Below are 18596 nucleotides of genomic sequence, written 5' to 3' on the forward strand. Positions count from 1 at the left end.
CTATCCCTAGACTTTACGCAAACAAGGTCCGGGGGTGTGCGGTGCGGGTTCGGGGATTCGTGGCCGGTGTGGCCATGTCGGGAATGCTGGCCGGCTGTGGCGGGCTGGCCGTGCAGTCGGCGGGCGGGGACGTCGAGAAGCCGGACTCCGCCTCGGTGTCCGAGACCCGCGACAAGCTGGCGGAGCTCGACGTCAAGGGCCGCGCCCCGAAGACCGGTTTCGACCGCGACGAGTTCGGTGCCGCCTGGTCCGACGTCGACCACAACGGCTGCGACACCCGTAACGACATTCTCAAGCGCGACCTGGAGGGCGAGACCTTCAAGCCCGGCACCCACGACTGCGTCGTCCTGACGGGCACGCTCAACGACCCGTTCAGCGGCAAGACCATCGAGTTCGAGCGCGGCCAGGACACCAGCTCGAAAGTCCAGATCGACCACCTGGTGCCGCTGTCGGACGCCTGGCAGAAGGGCGCGCAGCAGTGGTCGAAGGACAAGCGCAAGGAGTTCGCCAACGACCCGCTCAACCTGCTGGCCGTCGACGGTCCGCTGAACGGGCAGAAGAGCGACTCCGACGCCGCCACCTGGTTGCCGCCGCGCAAGGCGTACCGGTGCGCCTACGTCAGCCGGCAGATCGACGTGAAGGCCAAGTACGACGTCTGGGTGACCAAGGCGGAGAAGCAGGCCATGCAGACCATCCTCGACGGCTGCTGACCCTGTACGCACAGTCATGGTGTGCGTAGCCTCCGGCCACCGGCCGATCGTGATGATGACCCGCTGATCCACGGGTGACCGGCGTCAGACGTCCAGGGGGCGCCAGGCGGGGCCGGCGCCGTCCCGGCGGACCTGCCCGAAGACCGCATCGGCGAAGTGGATGCCGAAGCCGATCGTGTCAGGCTCTTCCAGCTCGGCAACGAGACGATGACGATGTTCGGCGGACTGGGCACGGTCGTGGTCGTAGAGGCAGGACCATTCGGGGCGGTCCACCTGGATCGGTGAATGCAGGGCATCGCCGAAGGCGATCAGCCGGGTTCCGCCCCCGGTGATGAGGTACTGCGTGTGCCCGGCCGTGTGACCGCCGGTGATCTGGACCCGCACGCCGGGGAAGACCTCCTGCCCGTCCGTCACCGTACGCACGCGCGGTGCCAGTGCGGTGGCCTCCTCCTCGGTGATGCCCTGCGCAGACAGGTCGCGTCGGGCCCATTCCGGTTCGGCCACCACATACGTGGCCTGGGTGAACACGGGCTGGTCACCACCCGGGGCGGGATGCCAGGCCCAGCCGAGGTGATCGATGTGCAGGTGGGTGAAGGCCACCGCCTCGATCTCTTCCGGCCTGCGGCCGAGCTCGGCCAGGCTGTCCAGCAGCGCGCCACCGTGAACGGCGCCGTTCGGACCTCCCGGCTCGGCCGGCAGCGACACCGGACCCCATCCCGCATCGATCAGCAGCGCGCGGTCGCCGTTCTCCACCAGAAGACCACCGATACTCGCCACAAGATGGCCGGAGGCGTCCAGGTACTGCGGGTGGGCGGCCCAGGTCTCATCGGTGGTGTCCGGCAGCCATGTGCGCGGCCTCCCCTGGATGGCTCCGTCCGGCACGAAGGACACCCTCGTGTCGCCCAGCCATACCGAGTGGATCCCCGCCGGCCGCCGCAGTCGATCGTCCTGGTCAACCGCGGAGTTCGCCATGGTCACGGTCCCTTCTTCTGGGTCATGTCCGTCGCCGCGTCGTCGGCGACCAGGTCACCATAAGCATCAAGCTTGAAACGGTCAAGCTTTAACTATCCTGGCTTGAAACGGTCAAGCTTAAAATATGCTGGCTTGATGGACTTGCTAGGATGGGGTGCGTGACCACGTCTCCAGAACCGCAGGCCGTCGCCGAGCGGGAGCTGTGCGGCCTGGTGAACGGACTGGCCCAGCAGATCGCCGCTCACGTGCGCGAACGCGCGGTCACCCTGGGCCTCACCTCGGCCCAGGCGACCGCGCTGCGGGAGATGACCGGACCGATGACCATGCGAGAGCTTGCCGGACGCATGAGCTGCGAGCCCTCCAACGCCACCTTCATCGTCGACAAGCTCGAAAAGCAGGGCTTGATCGAGCGCCGCGCGCACGCCACCGACCGTCGCGCCAAGCAACTCGTCCTCACCCCGGAGGGCAACGCCCTCCGTGAACGGCTCCTCGAACTCCTCGTCCAGGACTCACCACTGGCCGGCCTCACCACGCAGCAGCAGCGCGCTCTCCAGGACCTGCTCGAACAAGCCCTCAGCCGCGCTATCCCCGGAGAACGGTGACGTGGCGGCCGGACGGTGTGGTCGCCTGTTCGAAGGAGCCGCGATCCTTCCACGGCGGGGCCTCAGGGCGCCGGTCGAAGATCACGAGTACGCCGGTGGTGAGGCTGAGCCGGTCGAGATACCCGTCGAGTTGGGCGAGGCCGTCGGGCAGCGGGTCGTCCTTGCCTGCGCGCCACACCTTCAGCTCCATGGCCTCCCGTTGCATCCGTCGTTCGCCGTCCGGACCCGGGTAGGGCCAGCGGATCAGCACGTCGAGGCGTTTGGTGCCGGCGGCGTATTCGCGGTCGAGGTGGCCGCCGCCGTTGACCAGGCGATGCAGGAAGGCCATGAGGATGATCTGGCAGGCGGCCTCGTGATAGCCCTCCTGCTGGATGAGGACTTCACCGTGCTCGCGCCAGAACAGGACGAACTCCTGCAACAGGCGCACCAGGTCGAACCGGCCGTCCGGCAGGACGAAGCTGCGCGGGTCGGCCTTGACGAATCGCTCCGTGCGGTCACCCAGGACCCGTAGCAGGACCTCCCGGTAGATCGGGTTGGCGATCTCCAGGTCCCTGGGCCCTCGGATGAGGCCCAGATCGTGAACGTAGGAGACGTCATCGTCGAAAGACGTGTCCGTGCCCGGCCACGTGCCCGCCACGATCGGTTCGATCACCCGTTCCACCCGTGGTTCGTACAGGCGCGCCACGAGGGCGTCCAGGTGGGTGGCGCGCGCCCGGATCAGCCGCTCCTTGGCCTCGTCCACCCGGTCGACGGTGATGGCGCCGGTCACCCCCATCTCGAAGGTGATCTCGTGGGCGAGGGCGTTGACCAGCCACGGCTGGCCCTGCGTCAGCTCGAACACCCGGTCCACCGCGTCCTTGGTGAACTCCTGGCCGGTGGCCCGCGTGTGCTGGCCGTACAGCTCGGCGATCTGGTCGGCGGTGAAGTCGCCCAGACGCAGTGACTTGGTGACGATGTTGAACGGGCTGGTGGGATTGCATCGGCCCGGGTCGGCGCCCACAGCGGTCTTGTAGTCACGGACGTCGCGTAGTCCGCACAGGATCACGGACGTGGGGAACGGGTGCCCGTCGGGCCGGGCGTTGTGACCGTCACGGAGCTGGCAGAGGAAGCTGACCAGGCTGTCGCCCTGCAGGGCGTCGATCTCGTCGAAGAACAGCACCACCCGGCGAGGGCTGCGACGGCACCACTCGCTCAGCGCGACATCGATGCGGCTGCCCGGCGTGGCCTGCGGCCAGGGGTCCGGCGGGAGCAGTTCGTCCGGCCAGCGCGACCGCTCGGCGGCCGCACGGATCGAATCCAGCAGCATCGACTCTCCCCAGCCCACGTCGTCGCGGGCCACCTTGGCGCGCTCGCAGGAGAACACCAGAGCCGCGACATCGCCTTCGGCCGTCAACTCGGACGCCAGAGTGCGCAGCGCGGTGGTCTTGCCGGTCTGCCGGGGTGCGTGGACCACGAAGTAGCGGTCCATGTCGATCAGCGCTCGCGCCTCGGGAAGCCGAGGTGTGGGCGGCAGCATGTAGTGCCGCCGGGGGTCGCACGGGCCCGCGGTGTTGAAAGATCTCGCTCGGGGTGGACGCATGGTCACATACTGTCATCGCTCCTGTCCTGAGCGGCGAGTTTCCGGATGGGAGAGCCGCGTTCACCGATGAGCGGCCAGCACCGCCGCGAGGCCTTCCCGCAGGTCCTTGACGAAATACTCGGGAACCTCCAGCGACGGGAAATGTCCCCCGGCCTCGGGCGACCTCCATCGGACGATCTGCCGGTACCGCTCCTGTGCCCAGGGGCGCGGATACTTCTCGATGTCGCGGGGATACACGCTGATCGCTGACGGGACGTCGACCCGAAGTTCGGGATCGAGCGAGTTGTGGCTCTCGTAGTAGATGCGGGCCGACGACGCGCCGGTCCGCGTCAGCCAGTACAGGGTGACGTTGTCAAGGACGCTGTCTCTGGAGATCGTCTCGAACGGGCTGTCCTCGGTATCTGACCACTCGGCGAACTTGTCAAGGATCCAGGCGAGGAGCCCGACCGGTGAGTCGACGAGCGAGTAGCCGATGGTCTGCGGTCGGGTCGCCTGCTGCTTCGCGTACGCCGCGTGGTTGCGCCAGAAATCGCGGGTTTCCTCGGTCCACCTGCGCTCGACCGCCGTCAGCCCGTCCGTCGTCAACCCGGGCGGCGCCTCCGCGAACGTCGTGTGGATGCCGAGAACGTGCGCAGGGAACCTGCCGCCGAGAACCGTGGTGATATTGCCTCCCCAGTCGCCGCCGCGGGCCAGGAACTCGGTGTAACCGAGCCTTCCCATCAGCTCCACCCATGCGGCCGCGATCTTCTCGGTTCCCCATCCGGTGGTGGCCGGCCTGTCGCTGTAACCGAAGCCCGGTAGCGACGGGACCACGACGTGGAACGCCGGCGCGGCGGCGTCTTCCGGATCTGCCAGCTCGTCCACCACATTGACGAACTCGGCAATGCTGCCGGGCCAGCCGTGCGTCAAGATCAGCGCGGTGGCGTCCGGGCGCGCGGATCGGCGGTGCAGGAAGTGGATACGAGATCGTCAATGGTGGTGCGGAACTGGCCGATCCGGTTGAGGCGCTCTTCGAACGGCCGCCATTCGTACCCGGTGCGCCAGTAGTTCACGACATCGACGAGGTCGGAGAGAGGAACGCCCTGTTCCCATCGGCGAGGGCCGGGCGCGGCGCGACAGACCGTCTCGGCTTCCGGTAGCCGCGCCGCGGCCAGTCGCGCGCGCAGATCGTCGAGGTCGGCGTCAGTCGCGTGGGCTTCGAATGCTTGCACGTCGGTGGTTGGACGGGGCATGAGACCTCCTGGCCGTCGCGGAGCCGGCCGCGAACCGCTGCGAACCGGCTAAGACGGTTCTAACATGCCCTCGCGCCGGCGTGCAACCTGCTAAGGTGGTTCCATGCGTGCTGGGTTCCCTGCCTTCCGCCTCGGCGGCGTGCTGGCCACCAGCTTCACGGGGACCCTGTCGGAGCGTCATGGCAAGGCTGTGGAGCGCATTCCCACGCCCCAACGACTCGTCGACTGGCTGGCGGTGTACGACCTCGCCGTGGACTCCTGCACCACTGCCCAGCTCGACCTCGCCAGGGAGCTGAGGGAGTCGATCCACGCCGCCGCGACAGCGGTCGCGATCGGGGACGCTCTCCCCGCGCCCGCTGTCCACGTCATCAATGACCGCAGCGCTCAAGGCCGGGCGGCGGCCATCCTGACGCCCGAGGGCAAGCGGCGATGGCGGCTCAGCTCGGCTTCCTGCGTGGAAGACGCCCTCAGCGTGATCGCCGCCGACGCGATCAGCATCATCGCAGGTGAACGCGACGGCAAATTGGCCTTGTGCGCATCAGCGACCTGCCGGGCCGCCTTCTTCGACACCAGCCAGAGCCGCACTCGCAAATGGTGCGACATGAACACCTGTGGTAATCGTCAGAAGAAGGCGCGCTTCACTGCCAACCAGCGAAAAGGCCTCAGCTCAACGGAGTGATCGTCACCTCGTCATCGAGACGTTCTTGCTCCGCAGGCTCCCCAGCGGGCCGAGGTCCTCGTCCAGCGCCGTCTTCCAGCCGGTGTCATCGGAGCAGAGCACGCTGCGCAGGTAGGCGGTGGTGAGCCGCTGGATCAGGGCGACGCGGGCGGGATGCTCGTCGGTCGTCTCGGCGGCCTCGTACCCTGAGATGCCCCCGAGCGAGTGCTCGGCCCCGGACAGCGTGAGCAGGCTCTTGCTCCCGGGACCGTGCACGTAGGGGTCGGTGAACCAGTCGGCGCCGCGGGTGGACAGCGCGGACTGGTCCTCGTCTCCCGCGACGATGAGCGAGGGGGTGGTCATGTCGCCGAAGTACGGCCTCATGAAGGGGAAGTGCTCGGCCGCGAAAGGGGTCAGGTCGTCGCCGAGGCCCGTGAGGGCGAGCAGCACGCCCGCCTTGACCCGGGGATCGGACATGTCCTCCCCGGGCATGCCGTCGGAGCCGAGGACGCGCGCGCCCAGCAGCGTGCTCGCGCTCTGGGCTCCCCAGGAGTGGCCCGACACGGCGACGCGGCTGCGGTCGAGGCGTCCGCCGAGGCCCGGTACGGCGGCTTCGACGAGGTCGAGCCCGTCGAGGGCGCGCCTGAGGTCCTCGATGCGCAAACGCCAGATCTCCGGCGTACGGGGGTCCTCGGGCGGGAGGCCGAGCGTCCGGGAGTCGAGGTGGGTCGGCCGCAGGACCACGAACCCGTGTGCCGCCCAGTGGTCCGCCAGCGGGGCGTAGCTGTTCATCGACTGGCCGAAGCCGTGCGAGAACACGATGACAGGCAGGCCGGTGCCGGTCACGGGAGCGGACACGTGAATCTGGAGGTCCTCGCCGCGGCCAGGCGCGGGCAGGGTGACCGGCTTGACCGAGACGACCGGAGCGGGGGAGCCGGCCGCGAGGCCTGTTTCCGTCATGAGACTGATCTCTCCTTCTTGCGGTTCTTGGTGATGAGCTCGTCGGTGACCCACCGCGCGACGTTGCCGGGGTAGGGCGCCGACAGCCCGAGGACGATGTGCGTGAAGCCGGCGTCGAGCGCTTCGCCGATCGCGTCGCGGGTGACGCCGGGCTGGTCGTAGGAGACGGGCAGGTGGATGGATCGGACGATGGAGGCGGGGTCGCGGCCGATCTCCGTGCAGTAGCGGTCGAGCAGCGCGCTGCGGCTGACGACGTCGGCGATGTCGCCGCCGGGGATGTTCCACAGGTCGGCGTGCTGGGCGACCACCCGCAGCGTCGCGGAGGAGCGCCCGCCTATGAGGATCGGCGGATGGGGGCGCTGGACGGGCTTGGGGTTGCCGTACGCTCCGGTGACCTGCACGTATGTGCCGTGGAAGTCGAACGGCTCCGTCTCGGTCCACACCCGCCGGATCACCGTGCACGCTTCCGCGAGGCTGCCGAGGGCGTGGGCGGTGTCGTGGAAGGGCAGGCCGTGGGCTTCGTACTCGCGCCGGGCCAGGGGCCAGTCGGGCCGAGAGCCGACGCCGATGCCGAAGTCGAGCCGTCCGCCGGAGACGACGTCGACGGTTGCGGCGATCTTGGCCAGGTGTGCGGGCGGCCGGATGCGGTTGCTGGTCACCATCACGCCGAGCCGCAGGCGCCGGGTCTGCGCGGCGAGGGCGCACAGCAGGGTCCAGCCTTCGTAGACCGGCCCGCGGGGGTCACCGAAGATGGGCAGGAGGTGGTCGAACAACCACGCGTGTTCGATCTCCGGGATCGTGTCCGCCTCCTGCCAGACCTGCAGGACGTCGCGGTAGTCGACCTGCGAGGGGGCGGTCATGATCCCGAAGCTGGGCCGGGTGGTGTGCGGCATCTGGGCACTGCTCCCTTCGTGCGCGCCGCGCTGACGGGCACGCCGCTGAGAGGTGAACGGAACATTTTTTCGGTGCATGCTGGAGCCGTTCGTCGCGGTCGGCCCGATGGCGCATGTCCGGTCGGCCTCTCACCTGAGGCTCTGCGGCAGGCTTGGCCGTCCGGGCGGCGCTCTGGCATCATGGGATAAACGGAATCTGGTTCCAGCTACGATACGGATCGTCGTTCCGTTTTGCAAGTCGGTATGGAGGGAAACAGCGCGGTGAACGACGGAGGCGCGGGGCGTGCGGCGCCCCGGAAGCGGGCCGATGCCCGGCGCAACGAGAGGACGCTGCTCGACGCCGCCGCGGCCGTCTTCGTGACCTCGGGCGTCGAGGCGCCGGTGCGCGACATCGCGGCCAGGGCGGGAGTCGGGGTGGCCACGATCTACCGGCACTTCCCGACCAGGGCCGATCTCATCATCGCCGTCTACCGGCACCAGGTCGAGGCCTGCGCCGAGGCCGGCCCCGCCCTGCTGGAGAGTGCGGCCGGCCCCTACGACGCGTTGCGACGATGGATCGACCAGTTCGTCGACTTCCTGGTCACCAAGCACGGGCTCGCCGCCGTGCTGCAGTCGGACAACGCCGGCTTCGACACGCTGCACGCGTACTTTCTGGACCGTCTCGTGCCCGTCTGCACCCAACTGCTCGACGCGGCGGCTACCGCCGGTGAGATCCGGACGGACGTCAACGCCCTCGAGCTCATGCGCGGCGTCGGCAACCTCTGCATCGGCGCGGACAACGATCCCCGCTACGACGCGCGGCGAATGGTCGCCCTCCTCATCGGAGGACTCCGCCCAGAAAAATAGGAAAACGCCGGGCCACGTGGCCCGGCGTTCCTCACGGGATCCGGATCAGTCGTCGTCGTCCTTGTCCGCCCGTTCCGTCTCGTTCTTGGTGACCTTGCCCGTGGCGGCGTCGATCTTCAGCTCGTGCCGCTGCGACCCCTTGGTCAGCTCGATCTCCCACACGTCCGCCCGCGTGCCCTGGGAGTCGAAGTCGAGCTCGCTCACCCAGGCGCCCGCCACCTGCTTGTGCGCGATCTCGATGGCCTGCTCCGCCGTGACCTTCGGGGCCGGCGCGGCGACGGTGGTGGCGGCGACGGCCGCGCCTCCGCTCGCGACGAGCGCGACGACCCCGGCACCGGCAACGATGAACTTCTTCGTGATTCGCATGACTCCACGGAACCGCGATTGCCGCTAATCGCGCGCTAAGCCGCGGTTAAGACCGGGCTGAGCTCTGCGGACCCATCAGGACGACCTCCACGCGCGCGCCGCCCCCCGCGGACTTGGAGACGGTCAGGCCGCCGCCCGACGACTCGGCGGTGCGGCGGGCGATGTCGAGGCCGAGCCCGGTCGAGCCGCCCCCGCTGGTGCCGCGCTCCAGCAGCGCCGGGTCGAGGCCGATGCCGGAGTCCTCGACCACGAGCAGGGCCCCGGCGCCGTGCGGCCCGAGGCGCACCGCCATGGGAACCCCTTCGGGGGTGTGCGCGAAGACGTTGCCGAGCAGCGCGTCCACGCAGGCGGCGAGCTCCTCGGCGCCCACCGCCACCGGCAGCGGGGCGTCGGGCAGCGCGAGCGACACGTCCCGCCCCTGGTCCTCGGCCAGCACCGACCAGAACCGCACCCGCTCGCTCACCACCGCCGCCGCGTCGCAGGCGTCGCGCCCGGCCGAGCGCCGCCGCGCGTCCGTGATGACCGCGCTCACCGCGCGCTGGAGCGCGTCGACCCGGCTCTGCACACGCGCCCTCTCCTCCGGGTCGCGCAGCGACTCCGCGTCCAGCCGCAGGCCTGTCAGAGGGGTACGCAGCCGGTGCGAGAGGTCCGCCACCGACTCCCGCTCCGCCGCGAGCAGGTCGTCGATCCGTCCCGCGAGATGGTTGAGCGCCAGGGCCACGGAGCGCACCTCGGGGGGACCGCCGAGCTCCGCCCTGGCGGACAGGTCGCCGCCGGCCAGCCGGTGCGAGACCCGGGCAAGCCCGTCCACGGGCCGCGTCACGGCCAGCGCCAGCCGGTCGGCCAGCACGATGCCCAGCACGACCAGGGCGAGCCCGAGCACGAACAGCGCCAGCCACGCCTCCCGCACCCCCTTGGTCAGCTCCGCGTCCGGCACGAACACCCTGATCACGGCGTTGCCCTCAGGCGTCTGCGCCGAGACCAGCACCTCCCTGCCCCCGCGGGCCGCGGCGGTGACGCTGCGTCCCGTCGAGGCCAGGCGTACGGCGTCGGAGCGGGGCGCGGGCCCGCCCACCGTGCCGCCGCCCGGCAGGAACACGGTCACGGGCCGCCCCGCCTGCTGCACGGCCAGCGTCAGGTCGGGCGTGCTCACGTTCACCGCCACGTACTCGGCCGCGGCGGTGGCCCTGCTCATGGCGCCGTTCTCGGCCACGGCGCGGATCAGCAGCGCCATCGGCACCAGCAGCGCGATCAGCACGAGAGATGTGGTCGCGGCGACCAGCAGCGCGAGCCACCGCCTCATGACGGCCCGACCAGCTTGACGCCGACGCCGCGCACCGTGTGCAGGTAGCGGGGCTCGGACGCGGTCTCGCCGAGCTTCCTGCGCAGCCACGACAGGTGCACGTCCACGGTCTTGTCGGCCCCGCCGTAGGGGAGTTGCCACACCTCCGTCAGCAGCTCCCGCTTGGTGACCACCTCGCCCGGCCGCGCGGCGAGATAGTGCAGGACGTCGAACTCGCGCGGCGTCAGGTCGAGCGCGGCACCGTCCAGCGTGGCCGTCCGCGCCCGCGGATCCACCCGCAGGGCTCCCACCGCCAGCGGCTCCGGCGCGAAGTCGCTGCCCGAGCGCCGCAGCACGGCCCTGACCCGGGCGTCCAGCTGCGCCGCGCTGTACGGCTTGACCACGTAGTCGTCGGCGCCCGCGTCCAGCACCGGCACCATCTCCGCGTCGCCGTCGCGGGCCGTCGCCACGATGACCGGCACCCGGCTGACCGCCCGCAGCATGCGCAGCAGCTCCACCCCGTCGAGGTCGGGCAGCCCGAGGTCGAGGACGATCAGGTCGGGACGGTCCTGTACGGCCAGCCGCAGCCCGTCCAGCGCCGTCGGCGAGGAGGAGACGGCGTGGCCGAGCTCGCGCAGCCCGCGGCTGAGCGCCGTGCGGATCGCCACGTCGTCCTCGATGAGCAGGATGTCAGCCATGTACATGAACGTAGACCCTCGATGGCGATGGCTCGGGCCGCGTTAAGGTCGCCTTAACCCGGTCTTAGCCGTAGAGGGGGGAGGCTGGGAGCCGATGAAGAGACTCGTCCTGGCCTGGGCCGCCACCGCGGTCGCCGCCACCGGCGCGGGCGTGGCGGTGCTCGGCCTGCTCGGCAACGGCCTCACCGGCGCCTCCAGCCACGTGCTCAGCGAGCCGGAGGTGCGTGCAGCCCTGGCCACCGCGACCTCGCGCGCGATCGCGACGCCGACAGGCTCGCCCGCGAGGCCCCAGCAGGAGAAGCTGATCCGCAGCGCCGGCGGGACCGTGGTCGCCTCCTGCGACGGCGACCGGGTGACGCTGCGCTCGTGGAGCCCTGCCCAGGGTTACGCGGTGGACGGCGTCGAGCCGGGGCCCGCCCGCGAGACGAAGGTGGAGTTCGAGCCGGAGGAGGGCGACGAGATCGAGCTCACGATCGCCTGCTCGGGCGGCCGGCCCGCTGCCCGCCCCACGTCGTAGCCAGGCCGGTCAGCGGCTCCCGCGCACCTGCAACGCCCCCAGCAGCTCCTCTGACGCCCTGGTGATGGTCTCGACGGCCCGGTCGAACGCCTCCGCGTTGTGCGCGGCGGGTGCTCGGAAGCCGGAGATCTTCCTGACGTACTGCAGCGCCGCCGCGCGTACGTCCTCCTCGGTCACGCTCTCGGTGTAAGGGGGACGGAGGGTCTTGATGCTTCTGCACATGCCTCAACGGTAATAGCCCATGCGCTGGCTTATCTCCCGCGCGCCCTCCACCAGCAGCTCGCCCACCTCGGGCAGCCGGTCAGGCGTCAGCCGGTAGGAGGGGGCGGAGACGCTGACGGCGGCCACGACGGAGCCGTCGTTGCCCCTGATCGGCGCGGCGACGGCGTTGAGCCCGACCTCGAGCTCCTCCACGGCCGCGGCCCAGCCGCGCTCCCTGATGGCGTCGAGCTCCAGGTCGTCCTCGGAGGTGATCGTCCTGGGGGTGTAGTGGTCGAGCTCGTCGGGCATGCGCAGGGCGCCGAAGGCCAGCAGCACCTTGCCGCTGGAACTGGCGTGAGCGGGGGTGCTCTGCCCGACCCAGTTGTGCCCGCTGATGGCGGCGGGGCCGCGGATCTGGGTGAGGTTGACCGCGTCGCCGTCCTGCGGGACCGCGATGTTGACGGTCTCGCCGATCTCCTCGGCCAGGCGCAGGCACACGTCTCTGCCCTCGCGCGACAGGTCGAGCTGGGCCGTGGCCGCGCCGGCCAGGCGCACCACCCCGAATCCGAGCTGGTAGCGGCCGCGGTCGCTGCTCTGCTCCACCAGACCGCCCTGCTCTAGAGCGGCGAGTAACCGGAACGCCGTGGACTTGTGCACGTCGAGCTCCGTCGCGAGGTCCGTCACTCGGGTCGAACCCTCACGAGCGAGGATTTCCAGGATGGCGATGGCCCGATCTACTGATTGTACGGTCGCGGTGTTGCTCATACCGCAACAGCATACTTCGCCGCACGGAGCTTCTCACGGGGATCTTCGTGGACGGTGAGGGGGAATCGCCGCGTTGTCGCACGTCAGGAGGGCCGGAAAAGGTAATTGACTACTCAACTTCCGCCGGCCACCGGGCTGAGCTCGTTCCCGAAGTCGAGCGCGATCTTACGCATGCCCTCCGCCAGCTCGTCGCGGTCGAGCCCGTCGATGCGTTCCGCGGGGCCCGACACCGACATCGCGGCGACCACCCGGTCGCCGTCCCAGACGGGCACGGCCAGGCAGTGCACGCCCAGCTCCTCCTCGCCCAGGTCCATGGCGTAGCCGCACGACCTGACTTGTTCGAGCTCGGCGAGCATGGCGGTCAGCTCGGTGATCGTGTTGGGGGTGCGCCGCGGCATGCCGGTGCGCTCGAACACGGCGACCGCCTCGGAGGCCGGCCGCCCGGCCAGCAGCACCTTGCCCACCGCCGTGCTGTGCGGCAGCACCCGCCTGCCGACCTCGGCGAACATCCGCAGCCTGCGCGGCGAGGGCGCCTGGGCGACGTAGACGATGAAGTCGCCTTCGAGCACGGCCAGGTTGGCGGTCTCTCCGGACAGCTCGACCATCTTGCCGAGGTACGGCTGCGCCCACACCCCGACCATGCTCTCCGCGATGCCGCCCAGGCGCACGAGCCCGCCGCCGAGGGCGTACCGGCGGTCCGATTCCTGACGCACGTAGCCGCGTGCGAGCAGCGTCTGCAGCAGCCGGTGGATGGTCCCGTACGGCAGGCCCGTCCTGGCGGCGATCTCCGACAGGCCCGCCTCGCCCCCATGCTCGGCCAGCGCCTCCAGCACGTCGAGCGCCCGCTCGACCGACTGGACGCTCATAGGGGCACACCGCGGAGCGAGGCGTCGAGCACCTCGGCCGTGTGCGCCACCCTGATCTCCTCGCCGGCCCGCCGCATGGCGGCCGCGATCTGCATGGTGCAGCCGGGGTTGGCGGAGACCAGCAGGCCGGCGCCCGTGGTGCCGACCGCACGGGCCTTCCTGTCGCCGAGGTCGCGGGCGGCCTGCGGCTGCAGGATGTTGTACGTGCCCGCGGAGCCGCAGCAGATGGCCGACTCGGGGATCTCGCGCAGCTCCAGGTCGGGAATGCCGCGCAGCAGCTCGCGCGGCTGGTCGCGGATGCCCTGGGCGTGGGCCAGGTGGCAGGCGTCGTGGTAGGCGACGGTGAGCGGCAGCGGGTGCCGCTTGGCCACGGGGCCCAGCTCGGCGAGATATTCGGACAGGTCGGCGACCTTGAACCGGGGCTCGCGGCCGAGCAGCTCGGCATATTCCTTCATGGAGGAGCCGCATCCGGCCGCGTTGACCACGACGGTGTCGACGCCCGCCTTCTCGAACGTCCTGACCGTGCGGCGGGCGAGCCTCCTGGCCTGCTCGGCGCGCCCGGAGTGCACGCTGAGCGCGCCGCAGCAGCCCTGGCCCCGCGGGATGACCACGTCGCAGCCCTCCAGCGCGAGCACGCGCGCGGTCGCCGCGTTGACCTGGGGGAAGAACTCTCCCTGCACGCACCCGGTGAGCATGCCGACCACGGCCCTGCGCTCTCCTCTGGCCCTCACGACGCCCGGCATGCGCTGGCGGTGCTCGACCCGCGGCGCCAGCCCGGCCATGGAGCCGAGGCCGGGGTGCACCCGGGCCAGGAACGGCGCCATCCGCCCGGCCAGCCACATCGTGGGGCGCAGCAGCCGCAGCCTGCGCGGATAGGGGAAGAGGCTGAACACGATCTCGCGCACGGCCCGGTCCTCCGGCTCGCGCACGTGCTCCCGCTCGACCACGGCCCTGGTCTGCTCGATCAGCCGGTCGTACCGGACTCCGGACGGGCACGCCGTGACGCACGCCATGCATCCCAGGCAGGCGTCGAAGTGCCCGGCCATCTCCGGGGTGATGGGCGTGCCCTCGACGTGCTGCTGCATCAGGTGGATCCGCCCGCGCGGCGAGTCCATCTCCTCGCCCCACAACGCGTACGTCGGGCACGTCGGCAGGCAGAACCCGCAGTGCACGCAGTCGTTGATCAGCTCAGGATCCACGCTAGATCCCTCCCACGAACCGGCCGGGGGACATCCTGCGCCCGGGATCGAACCGTTCCTTCACCCGCCGCATCAGCGGCAACGTGCTCACCTGCCCCCACCTGTCGACCCCTTCGTACGGCGAGGCGGGAACGGTCAGCCGCCCGCCCAGCGCCTCGATCCGCGCCCTGAGCCGGTCGACGGCGGCCGTCAGCTCCTCCTCGGAGACGTCGCCCCAGAGCTCCAGATAGGCCTGTCCCGTGACCGGCGAGCCGCGGAAGGAGAACCCGCTCTCGCCTGCCGCGGCCAGCGTCTCGACCGTGCGCGCGGGCGGGAAGCGCACCTCCAGCAGCACGTCGTCCGTGAGGATCAGCCCCCACCAGTCCGGTGGCCCGGCCGTGATCGTGCCGTCGCCGAGCACGTCGCGCAGGGCCTCCGCCCGCTGCCCGGCGGCCGACCCCTCCACCAGCACCGCGATCGTCGCGTACCGGCCGTCCAGGCAGTCGATGTCCACGGCGGAGGGCTCGGCCTGGGAGGCGGCCAGGCGCCGCAACGTCTCGCCGGTGAGGTCGGCGACCTTCGTGCCGGTCACGATCCAGAGCCGCTGAGCGGGCAGCGGGTGCAGGCGGAAGGTCGCTTCGGCGATCACGCCGAGCGTGCCGCGCGAACCGGTGAAGAGCTTGCCGAGGTCGTAGCCGGCGACGTTCTTGACCACCTTGCCGCCCGACTTCGCGACGGTGCCGTCTGGCAGCACGACGGTGATGCCGATGAGCAGGTCGCGGGCGGTGCCGTAGCGGAAGGCGCGCGGGCCCGCGGTCGCGGTGGCGAGCGTGCCGCCGACCGTCGTGTGCTCCGCGAACGGCGGGTCGAGCGCCAGTTCCTGCCCCTTGTCCGCGAGCGCGGCGGCCAGGGCGTCCATGGTGACGCCCGCCTGCGCCCGGACCACGAGGTCGCCCGCCGCGTGCTCGATGATCTCGTTCATGCAGCACATGTCGAGCAGCACGTCGCACCGCTCGGGCGGGTGTCCCCAGTGCAGCTTGGTGCCGCCGCCCGCGGGCACCACCGCGAGGTCCTGCTCCGCGCAGGCCCGCAGCACCGCCGAGATCTCCTCCACCGTCTCGGGCAGGGCCACCCAGCGCGGGACCACGCCGCCCACGGCGTCCTTCTCGCCGGCCCGCCTGACCGTCACGCCGGTCGCCGCCAGGGTCATCAGAACTGCTCCGCCTTCCCCGACTCGACCAGCGGGTGCACGCCCTTGCGCACGCCCGGCACCTCGCCGCACAGCCGCGGCGTAGGGAACACCTTGCCCGGGTTGGCCAGGCCCCGCGGGTCGAACGCGCACCGGACGAGCTGCATGGTGTCCAGGTCGTCCTCGCTGAACATCCTCGGCATATAGCGTGATTTGTCGACCCCGACTCCGTGCTCGCCCGTGATCGAGCCGCCGTGCTCGATGCACAGGTCGAGGATCGCGCCGGAGACCACCTCGGCCCGCTCGCCCGCGCCAGGCTCCGCGTCGTCGAACAACACCAGCGGGTGCAGGTTGCCGTCGCCCGCGTGGAAGACGTTGGCCACCTTGATCCGGTGCTCGGCCGAGAGCCGGTCGATGGCGGCCAGCACGCCGGGCAGCGACGTGCGCGGGACCACGCCGTCCTGGACGATGTAGGCCGGGCTGATGCGCCCCACGGCCGCGAACGCCGACTTGCGGCCCTTCCAGATCGCCGCCCGCTCGGCGGGATCGGCCGCCACGCGCAGCTCGAACGCGCCCGAGCAGATCTCCCTGAGCTGGGCGAACTGCCGCTCCACCTCCGCGGCGGGCCCGTCGAGCTCCACGATGAGCACGGCGCCCGCGCCCTCGGGATAGGCGCAGGCCACCGCCGCCTCGGCCGCCTCGATGGCCAGCGCGTCCATCATCTCGATCGCGGCCGGCACGATCCCCGCCCCGATGATCGCCGAGACGGCCTCGCCGCCCTGCTCGATGCTCTCGAACGCGGCCAGCACCGTGGTCACCGACTCGGGCGCGCGGCAGAGGCGTACCGTGATCTTGGTGGCGATGCCGAGCGTGCCCTCCGAGCCGACGAACGCCCCCAGCAGGTCATAGCCGGGGTCCATGCGGTCGAGCGTCACCAGGTCGCCGTCGGGGGTGACGATCTCGCAGGCCTCGACGTGGTTGACGGTGAAGCCGTACTTCAGGCAGTGGGCGCCGCCGGAGTTCTCCGCGACGTTGCCGCCGATCGAGCAGATCTGCTGGCTGGAGGGGTCGGGGGCGTAATAGTAGCCCTGGTCGCGCACGGCCTCGGTGATCGCCAGGTTGGTGACGCCCGGCTCGACCACAGCCCTGCGGTTGGCGAGGTCGACCTCCAGGATCGCGCGCATCTTCGAGGTGACGATGAGCACGCCGTCCTCGCGGGGGAGCGCGCCCCCCGACAGGCCGGTGCCCGAGCCCCTGGCCACGAAGGGCACGCCGAAGTCGTTGCACAGGCGCACCACGCGGGCGACCTGCTGGGCCGTGCCGGGCAGCACGACGACGCCGGGGGTCGCCCGATGGTAGGTCAGGCCGTCGCACTCGTACGTGCGCAGGCGTACGGGATCGGTGATCACCGAGTCGTGGGGCAGCAGCGACCGCAGCGCCGCTATCAGCGTTTCCATCACCGATCCCCCCTTTTCCTGTTGATATCTGCCTTTTCTATGGCATTTGAGCATAAGCCGGAAGAGTCAGGAACTCCGCGAAGTCGTCATCCAGCGCGACCTCCTTGAACAGCGCGGTGGCCTGGGCGTACAGCCCTTCGTCGTGGCCCGGCTCCTGCGCGATCTCGGCCAGCTCCTCCGCGATGATCCGCTCGACCAGATCCTTCGTCACCCGCGCGCCCGTGTCGGCGAGCTCGATGTCGTTGTGGATCCACTGCCAGATCTGCGAGCGCGAGATCTCGGCCGTCGCGGCGTCCTCCATGAGGTTGTGGATCGCCGCCGCGCCCTGCCCGCCCATCCAGGCGGCGAGGTAGCGCAGCCCCACGTCCACGTTGTTGCGCAGTCCCGCCTCCGTGATCTCGCCGGGCGTCTCCGAGACCGCCAGCAGCTCGCCGGCGGACACGCTGACGTCCTCGCGCAGCCGGTCGAGCTGGTTGGGCCGCGACCCCAGCACGCCGTCGAACACCTCCCGGCAGACCGGCACCAGGTCGGGGTGCGCCACCCACGACCCGTCGAACCCGTCACCGGACTCGCGCGTCTTGTCGGCCCGCACCTTCTCCAGCGCCACCGCGTTCACCTCGGGGTCACGCCGCGAGGGGATGAACGCCGCCATCCCGCCGATCGCGTGCGCACCCCGCTTGTGACACGTCCGCACCAGCAACTCGGTGTACGCGCGCATGAACGGCGCGGTCATCGTCACCGCGTTCCGCTCGGGCAGCAGGAACTCCCTGCCCCTGGTGCGGAACTTCTTGATCACGCTGAACAGGTAATCCCAGCGGCCGGCGTTGAGCCCCGCGGAGTGGTCGCGCAGCTCGTACAGGATCTCCTCCATCTCGAACGCCGCCGGATAGGTCTCGATGAGCACGGTCGCCCTGATCGTGCCGTGCGGGATGCCGAGCAGCTCCTGCGCCCGCGTGAACACGTCGTTCCAGAGCCGCGCCTCCAGATGCGACTCGATCTTGGGCAGGTAGAAGTACGGGCCCTTGCCCTTGTCGAGCTGCCGCTGGGCGCAGTGGAAGAAGTAGAGGCCGAAGTCGAACAGCGCCGCCGCGACCGGGCGCCCGTCGACCTGGGCGTGCTTCTCGTCCAGGTGCCATCCGCGCGGCCGCACCACGATCGTGGCCAACTCGTCGTCGGGGCGCAGCGCGTACGTCTTGCCGCCGGACTCGAAGTCGATCGCGCGGTCGAGCGCGTCGCGCAGGTTGATGTGGCCGCTCACGCAGTTTTCCCAGAGCGGCGAGTTGGCGTCCTCGAAGTCGGCCAGCCAGACCTTCGCGCCGGAGTTGAGCGCGTTGATGGTCATCTTCTTGTCGACGGGTCCGGTGATCTCGACGCGGCGGTCCTCGAGGCCGGGCGCCGGGGCGGCGACCTGCCATTCGCCCTCCCTGACCTCCTTCGTCTCCGGCAGGAAGTCGAGCATGGCGCCGGCCGACAACTCCGCCTGCCGCGTCTGGCGGGCCTCCAGCAGCTCCAGCCGCCTGGCGTCGAACTCGCGCTGGAGAGCCGCCACGAACGCCTGCGCCTCCGGCGTGAGGATCTCGTCGAACCGGTCGAGCATCGGGCCGGTGATCTCCATGGGACCCCTT

21 protein-coding genes are annotated in these 18596 nt (G+C 70.6%); 5 read left to right on the plus strand and 16 right to left on the minus strand.

Features of this window, described 5'->3' with window-relative positions; translation table 11 throughout:
• Window positions 1–41 precede the first annotated feature (41 nt).
• A complete protein-coding gene (locus ABGB14_RS01365) occupies window positions 42–710 on the plus strand; it encodes an HNH endonuclease family protein (RefSeq protein WP_347641643.1) in 669 nt (222 codons plus the stop codon).
• Window positions 711–794: 84 nt separating this feature from the next.
• Here the strand turns inward: ABGB14_RS01365 and ABGB14_RS01370 are convergent, their stop codons facing one another.
• Window positions 795–1682 (minus strand): MBL fold metallo-hydrolase, encoded by an 888-nt coding sequence (locus ABGB14_RS01370; protein ID WP_347643108.1) that lies wholly within the window; start codon window positions 1680–1682, stop codon window positions 795–797.
• A gap of 158 nt (window positions 1683–1840) precedes the next feature.
• Between ABGB14_RS01370 and ABGB14_RS01375 the strand changes: the two genes are divergently transcribed.
• A complete protein-coding gene (locus tag ABGB14_RS01375; protein WP_347641644.1) occupies window positions 1841–2284 on the plus strand; it encodes a MarR family transcriptional regulator in 444 nt (147 codons plus the stop codon).
• Here ABGB14_RS01375 and ABGB14_RS01380 read toward each other — a convergent pair.
• From ABGB14_RS01380 to ABGB14_RS01390, 3 genes are read right to left on the minus strand one after another with little or no spacing between them, the layout of a single operon-like run.
• On the minus strand, window positions 2265–3863 hold the full coding sequence (locus tag ABGB14_RS01380; RefSeq protein WP_347641645.1) for an AAA family ATPase: 1599 nt from the start codon (window positions 3861–3863) through the stop codon (window positions 2265–2267). The two genes, ABGB14_RS01375 and ABGB14_RS01380, sit on opposite strands and share 20 nt — an antisense overlap.
• 60 nt (window positions 3864–3923) lie before the next feature.
• A complete protein-coding gene (locus ABGB14_RS01385; protein WP_347641646.1) occupies window positions 3924–4772 on the minus strand; it encodes an alpha/beta hydrolase in 849 nt (282 codons plus the stop codon).
• A gap of 2 nt (window positions 4773–4774) precedes the next feature.
• Window positions 4775–5095: an epoxide hydrolase N-terminal domain-containing protein gene (locus ABGB14_RS01390; protein WP_347641647.1), complete on the minus strand. Its 321-nt coding sequence runs from the start codon at window positions 5093–5095 to the stop codon at window positions 4775–4777.
• A 103-nt stretch (window positions 5096–5198) separates the two neighbouring features.
• Here ABGB14_RS01390 and ABGB14_RS01395 point away from each other — a divergent pair, with 103 nt between their 5' ends.
• Window positions 5199–5774 (plus strand): CGNR zinc finger domain-containing protein, encoded by a 576-nt coding sequence (locus tag ABGB14_RS01395; protein ID WP_347641648.1) that lies wholly within the window; start codon window positions 5199–5201, stop codon window positions 5772–5774.
• A 3-nt stretch (window positions 5775–5777) separates the two neighbouring features.
• Here the strand turns inward: ABGB14_RS01395 and ABGB14_RS01400 are convergent, their stop codons facing one another.
• Both ABGB14_RS01400 and ABGB14_RS01405 read right to left on the minus strand, forming a co-directional pair.
• Window positions 5778–6713 carry a chlorophyllase gene (locus tag ABGB14_RS01400; protein WP_347641649.1) on the minus strand — a complete coding sequence of 312 codons (936 nt, stop codon included), beginning with the start codon at window positions 6711–6713 and terminating at the stop codon, window positions 5778–5780.
• The gene (locus ABGB14_RS01405; protein ID WP_347641650.1) at window positions 6710–7606 is read right to left on the minus strand and encodes an LLM class flavin-dependent oxidoreductase; all 897 of its coding nucleotides are present in this window, start codon (window positions 7604–7606) and stop codon (window positions 6710–6712) included. Before ABGB14_RS01405 ends, ABGB14_RS01400 begins: the two co-directional genes overlap by 4 nt.
• A gap of 261 nt (window positions 7607–7867) precedes the next feature.
• Here ABGB14_RS01405 and ABGB14_RS01410 point away from each other — a divergent pair, with 261 nt between their 5' ends.
• Entirely contained in the window at window positions 7868–8452 is a 585-nt protein-coding gene (locus ABGB14_RS01410) for a helix-turn-helix domain-containing protein (RefSeq protein ID WP_347641651.1), read from the plus strand.
• Window positions 8453–8497: 45 nt separating this feature from the next.
• Here ABGB14_RS01410 and ABGB14_RS01415 read toward each other — a convergent pair whose 3' ends face one another.
• From ABGB14_RS01415 to ABGB14_RS01425, 3 genes are read right to left on the minus strand one after another with little or no spacing between them, the layout of a single operon-like run.
• The gene (locus ABGB14_RS01415) at window positions 8498–8818 is read right to left on the minus strand and encodes a PepSY domain-containing protein (RefSeq protein WP_347641652.1); all 321 of its coding nucleotides are present in this window, start codon (window positions 8816–8818) and stop codon (window positions 8498–8500) included.
• Window positions 8819–8864: 46 nt separating this feature from the next.
• Window positions 8865–10121 carry a HAMP domain-containing sensor histidine kinase gene (locus tag ABGB14_RS01420; RefSeq protein WP_347641653.1) on the minus strand — a complete coding sequence of 419 codons (1257 nt, stop codon included), beginning with the start codon at window positions 10119–10121 and terminating at the stop codon, window positions 8865–8867.
• On the minus strand, window positions 10118–10798 hold the full coding sequence (locus tag ABGB14_RS01425) for a response regulator transcription factor (RefSeq protein ID WP_347641654.1): 681 nt from the start codon (window positions 10796–10798) through the stop codon (window positions 10118–10120). Before ABGB14_RS01425 ends, ABGB14_RS01420 begins: the two co-directional genes overlap by 4 nt.
• Window positions 10799–10892: 94 nt before the next feature.
• On the opposite strand from ABGB14_RS01425, the gene ABGB14_RS01430 reads away from it, so the two are divergent.
• A complete protein-coding gene (locus ABGB14_RS01430; RefSeq protein ID WP_347641655.1) occupies window positions 10893–11315 on the plus strand; it encodes a hypothetical protein in 423 nt (140 codons plus the stop codon).
• Between the two features lie 9 nt (window positions 11316–11324).
• Here ABGB14_RS01430 and ABGB14_RS01435 read toward each other — a convergent pair whose 3' ends face one another.
• The 7 genes from ABGB14_RS01435 to aceB form a co-directional block, all read right to left on the minus strand.
• Window positions 11325–11537 carry a DUF2277 domain-containing protein gene (locus tag ABGB14_RS01435; protein WP_132596886.1) on the minus strand — a complete coding sequence of 71 codons (213 nt, stop codon included), beginning with the start codon at window positions 11535–11537 and terminating at the stop codon, window positions 11325–11327.
• A gap of 3 nt (window positions 11538–11540) precedes the next feature.
• A complete protein-coding gene (locus ABGB14_RS01440) occupies window positions 11541–12281 on the minus strand; it encodes an IclR family transcriptional regulator (protein ID WP_347641656.1) in 741 nt (246 codons plus the stop codon).
• Between the two features lie 113 nt (window positions 12282–12394).
• Window positions 12395–13147: an IclR family transcriptional regulator gene (locus ABGB14_RS01445; RefSeq protein WP_347641657.1), complete on the minus strand. Its 753-nt coding sequence runs from the start codon at window positions 13145–13147 to the stop codon at window positions 12395–12397.
• Window positions 13144–14346, minus strand: a complete 1203-nt coding sequence (locus tag ABGB14_RS01450; RefSeq protein ID WP_347641658.1) for a heterodisulfide reductase-related iron-sulfur binding cluster — start codon at window positions 14344–14346, stop codon at window positions 13144–13146. Before ABGB14_RS01450 ends, ABGB14_RS01445 begins: the two co-directional genes overlap by 4 nt.
• A 1-nt stretch (window position 14347) precedes the next feature.
• Window positions 14348–15535 (minus strand): FAD-binding oxidoreductase, encoded by a 1188-nt coding sequence (locus tag ABGB14_RS01455; RefSeq protein ID WP_347641659.1) that lies wholly within the window; start codon window positions 15533–15535, stop codon window positions 14348–14350.
• A complete protein-coding gene (locus ABGB14_RS01460; protein ID WP_347641660.1) occupies window positions 15535–16971 on the minus strand; it encodes an FAD-linked oxidase C-terminal domain-containing protein in 1437 nt (478 codons plus the stop codon). The genes ABGB14_RS01455 and ABGB14_RS01460 overlap by 1 nt, the downstream gene beginning before the upstream one ends.
• 37 nt (window positions 16972–17008) lie before the next feature.
• Complete coding sequence (aceB, locus tag ABGB14_RS01465) at window positions 17009–18586, minus strand: malate synthase A (RefSeq protein ID WP_347641661.1); 1578 nt, start codon at window positions 18584–18586, stop codon at window positions 17009–17011.
• Between the last annotated feature and the right edge of the window lie 10 nt (window positions 18587–18596).

The sequence above is a fragment of the Nonomuraea sp. B10E15 genome (genome assembly GCF_039871615.1).
In the GTDB taxonomy this organism is placed as follows: Bacteria; Actinomycetota; Actinomycetes; order Streptosporangiales; family Streptosporangiaceae; genus Nonomuraea.